Annotated in this window: 7 protein-coding genes and 1 pseudogene; 5 read left to right on the top strand and 3 right to left on the bottom strand. The window is 48.9% G+C overall.

Annotated elements, in window-relative coordinates; genetic code table 11:
* Positions 1–3 precede the first annotated feature (3 nt).
* The 5 genes and pseudogenes from BJQ17_RS10500 to BJQ17_RS29900 all read left to right on the top strand — a co-directional run.
* A pseudogene (locus tag BJQ17_RS10500) lies at positions 4–1,980 on the top strand (transporter substrate-binding domain-containing protein); the annotation flags it as partial.
* 389 nt (positions 1,981–2,369) lie between these two features.
* Positions 2,370–4,658: a hypothetical protein gene (locus BJQ17_RS30980; RefSeq protein WP_139139764.1), complete on the top strand. Its 2,289-nt coding sequence runs from the start codon at positions 2,370–2,372 to the stop codon at positions 4,656–4,658.
* Positions 4,659–4,683: 25 nt separating this feature from the next.
* Positions 4,684–6,966, top strand: a complete 2,283-nt coding sequence (locus BJQ17_RS32060; protein ID WP_256559560.1) for a hypothetical protein — start codon at positions 4,684–4,686, stop codon at positions 6,964–6,966.
* A 2-nt stretch (positions 6,967–6,968) separates the two neighbouring features.
* Positions 6,969–7,499 carry a hypothetical protein gene (locus BJQ17_RS10515; protein WP_070095994.1) on the top strand — a complete coding sequence of 177 codons (531 nt, stop codon included), beginning with the start codon at positions 6,969–6,971 and terminating at the stop codon, positions 7,497–7,499.
* Positions 7,483–8,859 (top strand): site-specific integrase, encoded by a 1,377-nt coding sequence (locus tag BJQ17_RS29900; protein WP_083285035.1) that lies wholly within the window; start codon positions 7,483–7,485, stop codon positions 8,857–8,859. Before BJQ17_RS10515 ends, BJQ17_RS29900 begins: the two co-directional genes overlap by 17 nt.
* Before the next feature lie 282 nt (positions 8,860–9,141).
* Here the strand turns inward: BJQ17_RS29900 and qatC are convergent, their stop codons facing one another.
* The 3 genes from qatC to BJQ17_RS10535 are packed head-to-tail and all read right to left on the bottom strand — an operon-like array spanning position 9,142 to position 13,005.
* On the bottom strand, positions 9,142–10,476 hold the full coding sequence (qatC, locus tag BJQ17_RS10525) for a Qat anti-phage system QueC-like protein QatC (protein WP_305775669.1): 1,335 nt from the start codon (positions 10,474–10,476) through the stop codon (positions 9,142–9,144).
* Positions 10,446–11,201: a hypothetical protein gene (locus tag BJQ17_RS10530; RefSeq protein WP_256559565.1), complete on the bottom strand. Its 756-nt coding sequence runs from the start codon at positions 11,199–11,201 to the stop codon at positions 10,446–10,448. Before BJQ17_RS10530 ends, qatC begins: the two co-directional genes overlap by 31 nt.
* Before the next feature lies 1 nt (position 11,202).
* Positions 11,203–13,005, bottom strand: a complete 1,803-nt coding sequence (locus BJQ17_RS10535) for a P-loop NTPase fold protein (RefSeq protein WP_070095997.1) — start codon at positions 13,003–13,005, stop codon at positions 11,203–11,205.
* Positions 13,006–13,009 lie beyond the last annotated feature (4 nt).

Raw genomic sequence — 13,009 nt, forward strand, 5'->3', positions numbered from 1 at the left:
ACCATGAAACAGTTGCTGGCGAGCGTCCTTCTGGCTATCGGTCTGGCCAACTCCACGGTGCTGCAGGCCAGCAGCGAACCACGCCATCTGCTGGCGCGCTCAATCAGTGCCGCTGCCCCACTGGCGTTATCCGGCGATGATCGCCACTGGCTGAAAAATCGCCAACGCCTGATACTGGGTAGCGCGCGCCCCGACTACCCCCCGTTCGAAATCAATGTCAGTCAGCATGACTATGAGGGGTTAAGCGCAGACTACGCCGGCATCATCGGCGAACAGCTTGACATACCCATTGAAGTACGCCGTTTTGACAGCCGTCACGAGGCCATCACTGCCCTGCGTGATGGCCATATCGACTTGCTAGGTAGCTCCAACGCCTTCGAAGCGGCAGACGCCCAGCTTAGCCTGAGCACCCCCTATGCCGACGACCTGCCAGTGATCGTCACCCGTGAGGGGCACAGCTTGAAAAGCACGCCCGACCTCGCCGGCCTGCGCCTGGCGATGGTCGATCACTACCTGCCGGCCGTCAGCGTTCGCACCCTGTACCCAAAGGCGCAACTGAGCCTGTACCGCTCAACCCTGGCCGGGCTCGCTGCTGTGGTGCTGGGCGAGGCAGACGCCTATCTGGGCGATGCGATCAGCACCGACTACATGATCGGCAAAAGTTTTCAGGGCACGTTGAAAATCGACCATTTCTCCCAACTGGCTCCAGAGGCTTTTGCCTTCGCCATAGCCAGCGACAACCCGCGCCTGCATCGGCTGGTGGACAAGGCGCTGTCACGCATTAGCGAAAGTGAACGCCTGAACATTCTGCGCCGCTGGAGCAGTGGTAACACCAGCCTGCTGCTGCAGCGCCACCTCACTGCCTTGAGCGAAGAAGAAGAAGCCTGGATCACCGCCCACCCCACTATCAGCGTACTGGTCAATACCTCGCTGGCACCTTTGACGTTCAACGATGCTCAGCACCGCCCTAGCGGTATCACCCTGGACCTGCTCAAGCAGATCTCGCTGCGCACTGGGCTGCAGTTCACACCCGTCGAGAGTGCTTCATCGCAGGCCATGATCGACCGCCTGGTGCACGGCGAGGCACAGATGATCGGGGCGCTGGGCTATGGTGCCGACCGCTTGAAGCAACTGCGCTACACCCGCCCCTACCTGGTCAGCCCGCGCGTGCTTGTCACCCGCAACGACGGTGAATCACCTGCACAGACCAAGGCCCTGGATGACAAGCGCATCGCCTTGGTGCGCGGCTCACCGCTGCAGGCCGTTTTGCAACAGCGATACCCGCAGGCCAAGATAGTCGAAGTTGACAACCCACTGGGCCAGATGGAGGCCGTGGCCAACGGTGTTGCCGACGTGGCCCTGAGCAGCCATATCAATGCGGCCTATTACATCAGCCATGTGTTCAAGGACCGTTTGCGCATTGCCAGCGTGCTCGACGACGCCCCGGCCATTGCCGCATTTGCCGTAGCCGCCGACCAGCCACAGCTGCAGGCCATTCTCGACAAGGCGCTGCTAAGCATTCCACCTGAAGAACTGGACCAGTTGATCAACCGCTGGCGCACCAGCACACTGGTGAGCGACAGCCCATGGCGCGACTACCGCACCCTGGCTTTGCAGGTGCTGGTGCTGTCGGCCCTGCTGCTGGCCGGGGTGGTGTTCTGGAACAGCTACCTGCGCAAGCTGATCAACCAGCGAACTGAGGCACAGCACGCACTGCAGGCACAGCTCGCGCTGAGCCGTGGGCTGCTGGAACAGTTACGCCAGGCCAAAGACGATGCCGAACAGGCCAGCCAGACCAAAAGCACTTTCCTGGCCACCATGAGCCATGAGATCCGTACCCCGATGAATGCGGTGATCGGTCTGCTGGAGCTGGCCCTGGAAGATAGCCGCAGCGGCCGAAGCGACGCCCAGACCTTGCAGACCGCCCATGATTCGGCCATTGGCCTGCTTGAGCTGATTGGCGATATTCTCGACATCGCTCATTTTCCTATTTACGACAGTAATCAAAAACATCTAGAAGGCAGAGGAAACAAGGGCTTCGCTTAGATTTTTTCCTTCCATTTTTTTTGACGGTCGTCAAGAACGATCATTTCCGCACCACCAAAATACACATCCAAAAAATTGAAATACGAACAAAATAGCGCACCATCGTTAAGTGCAAGTAGTTACAAAAATCACAACATAGACGACTTTACCTTGAAAACAATGCAAAACAAAATCGAACAACAATATCGGCACCAACATAATATAAGCCTATAATAAAACGAAAAGAACAAAAACCATATAAACCCAGGCAACTTTCCTGCCAATATTTCCCCGTTGCAAGAAAATTAAATTGTTGACGACGCAGAACTTCTATAGTGAGCTATATGCACCAACGCGATGCATGTGGCGATATGATTGATACCAAATACATCACACGTTTCTCACTCCGCGCGATCGCTGGTGAAATCAAAGCCGAGTTGATTAGGGGGAGAATTACGCATCAAGACGTGAGTCGTAATTGGGAGCGACTGATTGCGCTCGTGAGTGCTTTCTTTGACATTCGAAATATCACACTCACAGTAGAAGATATCAGATCTGAGAATTCAATTTCATCAAAGCTAGCTGGTTTTGAAGGCTTCTTACTAAAACATACGAAACTTAGTCGGCGAATGGCAGCCTCAAACTACTCAGAAGTCCTGCGAATGTTCTCGCTGACATTTTGTTTTCCCTTAACCCCTTCAAGAACTCGCCAGAGCGCATCAAAAGATCGCACCAATCACTCAATCCGATTTTACTCGTCTTGCGAGAAAGACCTCAGCCGACTGAAGCGCTATGAAGGTTGGTTTATAAAATCCAACACCGGAACGAAGTTTTTCGTGGATTTAAACGAGTTCAACGAACTATATGGGCAAGAAGCCACAAACTATATCTTAAAACGCGCCTCTAAGAAACTTGGAATTTACTCACACCACTCCGTTTCGAATCACAAACAAATCTTTGAATCCATTATTCGACAGATCTGTCACCAGCATCCGTCAACGGCACTCTTAAAAAAATTGAGAGACCCTAATCTTGTAAATGACTTCATGGAAAAATGTTTCACTCAAGATTATCTCTACGCTGTATCCCAAAAGAACTGCCTCAAAACCTTCTACCATTCCTGGGCCGTGAAAGTTGGCATTTTTAATAAAATTTTTGCTGGGTCATATTTTGTGGCCGAGCCCGCCCATCAAATACTTATTCCAACATACAAAAATGCTATCCATCAGAGCAGCGATGAATACAACAGTACATTTACACCGATCCCGCTAACGCTAACAACGGATGAAGCTCTAGATGCCTTAAAAAACCAGCTACTCTTAAATAGAGAAGCATTATTGAAGGCTTGTCGTAAAACGTGCGCTGAAGAACTCAGATTACTGAACCGCTATAAGGCATCTGCGAGTAAAGGTCGAGTATTTAATTGTTTTGAAGGCCTCAAGTTCAACGAAGACTATTACAGTGCTGACATCGCCGCCACATGGGCCGCTAACCCATACTTTTCTTTTTCAACCCTTCGGACAACGGGACTGCCCTCAGAAGAAATTCAGAAACACATTTACATGCTGAAGCCAGCCATACTTAACCCATTCATCTATTTAATCACAGCACTTCACGCACAAATCACACCATCGTGGCTTCTACACTTCGAGCTTCACAATAAATTTGGCGCCAAAACAGGTCTCACACAAGCCAACATACTAAACGTTGCTAGAAGCATTAAGGCAAGGGCAAAACGAACGCTATCGGTTCAACTTAACAGCGAATCGTCTGAATTATTTGACTCCTTGGTAGATCTTACACAGGAAGCCAGGGATTACTTAAAGCATACAAACAACACTGACTGGAGATCCCTGTTACTTTCCTCCAGAAAAGGACTTAGCTATCCGCACAAATTAACAATATTAACACCCATAACCAAAAACTCAAAATCCGACAAGTTCAAGAATAACATTTTAACGGAATTTAAAAACACATATCACTCCGACAGCGAGACATTGCTTAGAAGACTCACCCTACGCTCAATTAGAGCAGACACTCTGGTGCTAGTATTCCTCAACACACTTAGCGAAGATGAAGTATCAAAAGCTGCTGGCCACAAAGAGCGCAGCGAAAACCTTATGAAAGCTTACATCCCCGCAGCTATACGGTACTTCGTAATGGAGCGCTGGGTAAGACAATACCAAAATGCAATTATTTATGAAGTAATGAAACCCAGCAAGCATTTGCTTGAATGCATGGACTTTAACACCATGGAAGAAGTTGAATGGTTCCTACAAAACTCTCGCTCTGATTATGACTTTGAAATATCTGGACAAAGCATGCGCCGCATTGACCACAAGACGGCTACTCATGCTGATCGTATCTATATCAGTCTAAACAAGGAGAAAATCTTAATCCTCCTATCTGTCTATGACTTAGTGAGTCATGCAATTAGCAAAAAGATCCCAGTCAATGAATCAGCCATGAAATGGTACAGAGTAGCGTGCCTGATAAAAGTTGCAGCTAATCTGGCTTCCGAAGGAGTAATCGGAAGCAACTGTTCTCAATCTGCCGCATATCTTTTCAAAAACACCCCAGTGTCGCACGCCATAACTGAACGCATTCAAGAGGCAGTCTATGAAGCAGCATAATCAGTCTACTACCAATGACTCGTCAATGTCGAATCATGAGATTATACAAAAACACATTGAACCTGAGGAAGCTGCGCGACTATTGGAGCTTTTTGAGAAAAATGATCTATGGAATGACGCTGGCAGAATACGTGATGAGGTTTTCTCAACGCTCACTATCGGATCTCCAATATATCGACCATACTGGTTTTCGGAAGAAACTCATTACGTTCTGAATGTTTGGCACCAAAAAATGCCCGATGCCGAAGGTGGATTTTTTGAACGAGAAATAAACTTCCACATCCGGCTAGCCAATGGACTGCTGCTAACTCAAGGTAAAAATCGCTCACTTCTTGATCTATTCAAATACTGGATCGCAATCCAGGTTCATCCACGGTTCAACGGATGTTTTTTTAAGCCACTCTATGCTCAGGCAGAACTCACAAGGGTGCTCTATACGATAGACTGGATAATCCTTAATGGTGACAGGTTCAGTATTTGTGATTTTGGCCTCGGGCTGATAACGGAAAGCGATTATATAGACTTTTTAATCACCGTAGCGGACCTACCTGTCAGCGAGGCTGTTTATCAATTGACTTCACGAACAGAGACTTACATCCGCAAAGAAATTTTGCAAATGGATGCTCTTGATTTCAACGAGCAAGTGACTGCCTTTCCCGCGCTTGCGGACCTGCCCTCTCTCGACGAAAGAACATTGAGCCTTACAGATGAGGAACTAATCAAGGCACGATATATCTTCTGGAAAAAAGGCTGGTACAGGCCTGGAAATAAATGCTGGACATTCAGGACCCCTAAACTTCTTGAGGTTCTGTACAAAAACACGCTACATGGTCACAGGCAGAAACCTAATCGACTGTTAGAACTCGACATAGGCCTAGAGGGATACGCTACAGAATATCCCGCAATAGAAATACGTAATGGCTATATTGAGGGAATGACGAAAAACAGTGTAGACCGGTATCTTTCCACATTCAGAAAAGTGTCTTCTTACCCAGACAAAGATTTTTACATTGATAGAGATGCCATATTCTCATTGACCGCACGCCGCATCATGCATTCTTCACCTATCAAACCAGATGGTCGCTACCAGATTGCACCACTCGATGTTATCGGGCACGGTCTGAGGTGCAGCTTAGAATTCATAGTTGAGCATGCGGACTTTATCCTTAGCACCATCCTATTTCAAATAATCCACCCCGAATACCATTTAACGAGGGGAAGCATATTACACCACAAGCCCGATCCGAAAAAAGAAAAGCACCCAGTAGACTTTGAATGCACACATTGGTCGATTAATCGGAATGACACTACATTCTTCAGCGACCTTCGTCGTGGCGTTGGGCTTTGTGAACTTTATCAAGTTCTTATTGGTGCAACAGGCATAGCGGTATGTGGGTTATGCGCTAGAAGGAGCGGAGAACTTAATCACCTCAAGGCGCACACCTGCTTGTATCCGGATACTGACCCATACCAAAAACCCAATTCAAATACACAGTATTTTCTAGTCTTTGAAGGCAGGAAGACGGGTACTGGAACAAACCGTCAAACACTGAAGCGTCCAATCCCCAGGATTGTTGCCAAAATAATTTTCAAACTTAAGAAGTTTCACTCAAACTTGCAAGAACAAGGTTTTTTGCGAGGTGAAGACAATCTCTTAATAAGCGTTGGAAGGCTCGATGGAAAGCTATCGCATCTTTCTAAAAAAAGTCTGTATAACTACTTCGATATGGCAAGTGATTTCTTTGAGACAGGAACTGATACCGGTGAGGATGGCGTAAAGCGGAGGCATTATCTGCGTCCCCATCCACTGCGACGTTTCTTCGCACTGATATTCTTCAATTCAGCACCAAACAACAGGCTCAATACAATTGCCTGGATGCTTGGACACACTGATCTGTCTTCGTTTTATAGGTATGTGACGGAGGTTGTGGGCGGGCGGGCTCTCAACGAGGTTAAAGCTCAAAAACTGAAAAAACTTGTCACTCATGAAGAGAGCGACCCTGTAGAGAACCTTGACTCGTTAATTGAGAAATTGAAAGATGATTACAATGCCAAACGCGTCTTCATCAATACATCTAAAGAGCTTAGTGAAGATCTCGGGTATCTCTCGAATGAGGGGCTTATAAATATGGAGCCTACTTTTGAAGAGTTCATGACTGGTGAAAACCTCGAACGTGACCTTTTGTCATACCTACGAAATGGAGAAATAAGCCTAGAACCATCCTTCTTTGCTGTGAAGTCGGAAAATGGAGAAACCATTCAGAGCTTTAGCTTAGTCTTGAAAGTCAATGATATTCCGGACGATTAATCATGAAAAAGTCTACACTCAGCGGGATTCAAAGAAAATTTGAATTATTGGCAGCACTCACCGGTGATGACACTCAAGACAAGGTATCTGCCGACCTGGTAGCGGCCCTATCAACGCAGGTCCGCTTTGCCTCCTTTGAAAGCGTCGATCTTGGCCTAGCACCCTGCTCCCTGAACTCAATGAAAGAAGCCGCGAATGAGTTAGTCCCGGGCGGCTTTGAGACTATTAACAAACAGCGCGAACTCTGTTTTAAAAAAATTTCAGCTATTACTAAACCTCCCGACCGAGCGGATACTGTGCGCGCGCTGCAAGCAAAGAACAAGTCCCTCGAAGAAAGCATCTCAAACCTTGAAGAGCATATTCTGCGCCTTAACTATCTGTTTATGAAGATCTTTCAGATGTATAAACGCGCCGCACATAAACCAGCCCATCTCCTGCCAGCCGCATTCAAAATAGATGAGGCTGAACTCAACAGCTTGATGGCCACCATGGAATTATCAGACTTTTGGAGCCTCCATGAGTTCAAAGATTAGCTCAATTAAATCTGTCGGCAGTGGCTTCCAGCTCCCGCTGTATGCTACTGCTCACGGAAAAGTAAAAATGAAAAATTCCGGGGAGCTTCCGATAGTTCGGCTTCCCGACGGTAAACCATCGTTCTGGGGGAACTTATTTTGCTTACACTTGCACGCTAAAGGTCTTTCCACTTTCAACAGAGGCGGAACAATTCGCACTTACTTAATGGCGATTAGCTTGCTGCTTAAGTACGCCTTTTATAATTCAATCTCCATTACAGACATTACTAACTCACGCTTTCAGCACTTCATGGCATCCCTACGTGCCAAGCGACTGGACGGTGAAAATAAACGTAAAGGCAAACGCATACGTCGAGTCATCTACCAGTCACTCGATTTTTTAGAGTTCGTTGGTGAGATGATGGGAAATGCTGACTTTGTCAGTAAACAAGGTGTAATCCGGGCTTACAGGCCTACTGAGAAGAAACCATTCAATACAGAGAACCCATACACCCGCTCCTCTAGTTGGATTGTAGAAGATCTGCCGCTTGATGATGCACCAGGAGAAGGGCTAGCCATCGGTATCGATACAGTAAAAGCTTTAAAGAATGAAACACGAAATTGTTCGTCAAGTTTTCTGTCGGCTCGAAACCATTTGATTTTCGAAATTTTTGAGGCGACTGGCGGCCGCAGAGGAGAATTGGCTAGGCAAACGGTCAAAAGCATCTATGATGCCATAAACAACCTTAAAACGCCGAACTGTCTAAGGATTGACTCACTCAAACAACAAGGGAAATCATCGTCGCGTGAGGTTTGGGTAAACCCTGCCGTTCTGTCAATGGCAGACGATTATATCAAAAGATCCAGGCAACGAGTCATGAGACAGACGATAGGCACTTCAAATGATCATGGCTTTCTTTTTATCGCAGAGAGAACTGGCCGCCCATTATCAATTAACTACCTCACCACACTCACTCACAATTTGAAGAAGAAAGCTGGCATAGAAGGTAAGGCGCACCTACATCAATTCAGGCACCTCTTTATTCAAAACCTTCACCATGACTTAAACCTTACACTTGACTCAAGTGTTGACTCTAAGATCCAAGGCTACGCTGACCGAAATGAAATCATCATCCTGAAGCTTATGCAAAGCGCAGGTCATCGCAGTCGAAGTTCGCCTATTCACTATTTGAAACAAGCCCAGCAAGAGCTTGCGGCATTGGAATTACCCGACAAGCTAGTCATGCGCAATCGTATCTTCGACAAATTAGATGATGCAATTCTGATGATTTCGGAGCGCGGTACTCCAATGTCTGACAGGGAGTACCGGAAATTCACAGACACTGTTCTTATGGCGTTTCTGAAGGAGTTAAAGCAATGACAATTCAGCGAAAGGTAACCTAAGGAGTCCGAAGTGGGTGTAGTCCAGTGGTGGTCTCGGCCTTAATGAGAGTATCACCTCCCGCTGAGATGGGCTCGCAAATGAACGTTTTGCAAGCTAAGTCCTATACATGCCCAGCGGTTGTGATATGGATCATGGGTTTAGGGTACGCAGGTTAAAGGGCAATCACTCTCGATCGATATTTGGCGAATCAAACAGGTACTGCTCGCTCACCCTCATAACCCCGTAGCGCTAGATGATTAACCGAGGAGTTCGCCTCCTTCAGAGAAGGTTGAGGCTTGCTAAATACTTCTGGACCTCCTTCATGCCTCGTGTAGCCACGGCGATCAAGTCATCCCGAGCTTGTCGGCCATAAGGAAGAGGGCCAGCCTGGAGTATCCACCTCGCGGCATCAACATGCGGCAGTCCCCTTGAAGCAAGGATCATCGCCATAAGGTCATCACGCGCTTTGCCGTCGTTCATCACAGAGCTGAGATCCTGCCCCTTTCCGTATTCTGTGTCGTCAGTCATGCCTGCTGCATGGAACGATGCCCTCCGTATAATACATGGGACGCACTTTCCACACTGCACATGAGCCCTCTTCCACTTTCCGCACGAGACGGTATCTGACACCAGCTGACTGAGTGAAGCTCGGTCTAGGCACTCGTTGAGCATCTCTCCCTTGGTTTTCAGTGCATAAGGGTTTACGACCTTCACAGGTAGACCAACAATACTTAGAACTTTTTGGAACAGCCCTAGGAAATGAGGATGGGTAGTACGTGTACTTAAAGCACCAATCCGCCTTCTTGTCATTGGAGGGTTGAGCGCGATTAATCCATTTTCAGGAACGAAAAGGTCAACGGGGGGGCCGGCCACGCGCAGCTGAGCCAATGTCGCTCCCACTAGAGTACCGTATGCTAGGAAATTAAAACTGCGAGTACGCATTTGCACATCACTCTGGGTCCCAAGCCCTGAAATCGGGTGCGCCACCGCGGCGAACCTCGACAAATTCACGGGCAACTGATTGCGAATGAGGATTTGCTTTTCCGAATCACCGCGATAGGAATGGCTAATCAAAAGTGGACGTCGACCTAGGGCTATAAGGTCAAGCGCACCTATCCCGCTATCCATACCTCCCGAAAATAGACTAACGCAATCATGACCAGCCATGACGGTGATGTTCCCACGCCTCTGCGATGGTAACTGACGTGGCCCATCAGGCAGCAATGTAATGTCCCAAATATCTCCACTCAAAAAATGCAAGGCTTTCTGAAGGAGCGGGACAGCTGGGTTCCAGAGATCCGGGTCGGCTATCGGAATCGACAACCGAAGCACCCGTGCCCACCCATCATCTGCCTCTGCCTTGTCAACAAATGTATCAGCAGCAGTGATCGCCATAGCGATAGTCAACAGATCAAAGCCAGCTCTACTAACTGGCGCACCCAATCGTCGAACTTCAGCTCTTACCGGCCCACCGATGCAGCATGTACCGCGACCTGGTGGTCGAGTTCCGTACATGAGTACAGGTATCACACCGCTCGACGGTGGCGGTAATCGGTGTATTTCATGATGAAAAATAAGGGTCGTCACTGATTGTAGCTCTCCCACTCTCGCCATACTTCCTTGATTGCCATCAGCTGTACCTGCTCAACACGACTGGAAGTGAATGACTTCAAATTACCGCTCAGCAAAGGCCGCATATGTTTATCAGTGACGGACTCAACCAGGGTATGCAGATCCCTCTCTGCTTGCTCTACTTGAGCGGCTGACTTAGTCTTTGCGAATGCATCGTTCGAATCCAAAACGACTTGGCTAAAGACACAATTTGTCACGTAAACCAACATCATTTGCACAAGCATTTCATCAGTGATGCTTGAAAAATCGAATTCGTCATAACCCTGAAGGCACTCCGAGAGAGCTTCATTCATTGCTACGTGAACGCGGTCCGAATCACCATCTTCAGTTGCCAGGGCTTCGACAATGGCGCTGATTGCTAAATCAGTGTCTTGACCATTAAGTGCTGCCAGGTCCAGTCCTGGTAGGGACTGCCCTTCGCGCAGGGCTGCCATCGCTCCGAATAGCGCTCCTCCAGCTCCGGCCATAGAACCAAATCTAGCCGCACCGATAGCGCTACCGCCTGTCGCTGCACCTGCATAGCTACTTACTGCCGAGCGCAGGTAGCCACCGTCGCCACTGGCGACGAATTTTCCCAGGTTAGTCCGGAAGTCCTTGAAGCGCTGCGGAGGCACTTCATGTGTTGGAGGTTGACCTTCAGAATCAACCCAACCAGGAATGTAGGGAGAGTTTCCTCCCGGCCCCTTGCTCGATGTAGATGTCCCCATATCAGTTCGACTCTTTTTGCACAAACCATTTAGCGCCCCGCACCTTCGCGTTTAGCCATGGTTTGAGCTTGGCAGGCATTACTGTGTGGATGAAGTCCGAAAGAAGGCCTCCAGCATCAGATGAGCTTTCTGCTAGCAGTTGCGCGCCCTCAAAACCCGGGGGCCTACCTGACCAATCCGAATGAGAGCGCATCGTCTCAATGAGCTGAGCCATGACGAGACTTCGTTCAGAAGTCGGAATAGTCTTGATGGCTGTGATTGCCGCTGGGGAGGACGTGTTGGCCGTCCGCTTCAGGATGCCAAGCGCGTTTGCAGCATCCGCCGACAGCCCCGCGCGCAGCACACGCAATGGTGTTGTTTCACGGCTCAAGTAAACAATAGGTCGAAGGTCTATCGGAGCAAGCGGAGGCTCCAATGTGAGCCACTCACGCAGTAACTCACTTTTTTCTTTCCATACCTCAGGGCACGCTGCTTTGAACGTTTCAGGATCCTCCAGAAGAGCTTCGAGAACCGCTAGTATTTCCGGCTTGCCTCCTGCCGCAATATTGATGGCGGTGTACAAATGAGCAATTGCCTTTTCCTCCATGCATCGCTCAAACAACGCGACCTTGGCGATCAAGGCTTCATCAACTGGCATTTTTCGAGCTTTAGCAACACGAGATCGCATCCGGATCACGTTGAGCATGCGCTTGACTATTCGGGGATTTCCGGAGACTGAGGTTGACGTCGCGAGCATCGATGCGATGCGATCAGCTATCGGGAATGCCTCAGCTACCTCTTTGGGCACCACCGTCCCCATGAGAGCCAATGCTTTCTCCGTGCTAATAGGCTCGTCTTTCCAGGCCTCGCGAAGATTCGCCTCTAGACCTGTACGCAGGCGCTCAAGGCTTTCGGAATCTGCTTGGCTGCCAGCCGATGCAAAAAGAAGGAAAAGATACGCCCTCACCTCCTGCACACCCAGCTTCGGCACTCTGACCGGTACTTGAATCAGCTTGTCCAGGTAGTCAGTTACATGCCTATCGCCCGGATCCTTGAAATGCTGACTGACTGAGTGCCGAACCATGTCTTCGTCTGCGGCAACCACGAAAGCGGTGTGTCCCATGAACAAGAAAAGTCGCAAAGCTTCTAGGGTGTGAATGGTCTGAGCAGGTAGGCATCGATCCAAGTTGTCAACGAAGACCACTAGGGTCTTGTTAAGCCCCTTCAATACGTCGGCAAACTCCGCCCTAAAAGCAGCGATCTGCTTAGGGGGCGAGGTTTGCTTTTCGTCTTCTAGAAGGCCGGTGAAATGCACTTTCGCCTTAGCGCCATCTTCCCTAACAGCAGACACCGCATCTGCGTCGACATCTCCGGAAAATAGGTTGCCGATGGCTTCCAAGCTCTTCGCTCCAAGCCCAAAAGCGGGTAGACCAGCAGCAAGCGCGCCGCCCTCGGCCATCAACCCCAGCAATCGCATCTTCCTGACTCGTGAAAACAGCTTTTTAGCTTTCTCGAACAGTGTTTGGGATGACTGAGTGGCATCCATTAACGTTGAGGCTATTACCTCCATGAGCGCTGCACGCGAATCATCGAATCCCTGGTACAACCAGGCGTCGAAGCGAACTACAACGAAGTCGGCCTCGGCATCAGCAGGGTTCAGCCCTTCTTCAATCAAATTCAAGAGCGTCGATTTTCCGGTTCCCCAAGAACCGAAAACCCCAACCGTCACCGGTCTCATGCTTGGATCACGGATTACATCAATAACGAGATCCGCGACTTCTGAATAATTCAGAAAATCTTGCTTTGTATCAACATCAGCCCACATCGAG

The sequence above is a fragment of the Pseudomonas sp. NBRC 111139 genome (genome assembly GCF_001753955.1).
In the GTDB taxonomy this organism is placed as follows: Bacteria; Pseudomonadota; Gammaproteobacteria; order Pseudomonadales; family Pseudomonadaceae; genus Aquipseudomonas; species Aquipseudomonas alloputida.

Excerpts from the sequence above, each read along its gene's own strand:
- BJQ17_RS10515 (WP_070095994.1), top strand. The coding sequence starts at position 6,969 with ATGAAAAAGTCTACACTCAGCGGGATTCAAAGAAAATTTGAATTATTG.
- BJQ17_RS32060 (WP_256559560.1), top strand. The coding sequence starts at position 4,684 with ATGTCGAATCATGAGATTATACAAAAACACATTGAACCTGAGGAAGCT.
- BJQ17_RS29900 (WP_083285035.1), top strand. The coding sequence starts at position 7,483 with ATGAGTTCAAAGATTAGCTCAATTAAATCTGTCGGCAGTGGCTTCCAG.
- qatC (WP_305775669.1), bottom strand. The coding sequence starts at position 10,476 with ATGGCGAGAGTGGGAGAGCTACAATCAGTGACGACCCTTATTTTTCAT.
- BJQ17_RS10535 (WP_070095997.1), bottom strand. The coding sequence starts at position 13,005 with ATGTGGGCTGATGTTGATACAAAGCAAGATTTTCTGAATTATTCAGAA.
- BJQ17_RS30980 (WP_139139764.1), top strand. The coding sequence starts at position 2,370 with ATGCACCAACGCGATGCATGTGGCGATATGATTGATACCAAATACATC.
- BJQ17_RS10530 (WP_256559565.1), bottom strand. The coding sequence starts at position 11,201 with ATGGGGACATCTACATCGAGCAAGGGGCCGGGAGGAAACTCTCCCTAC.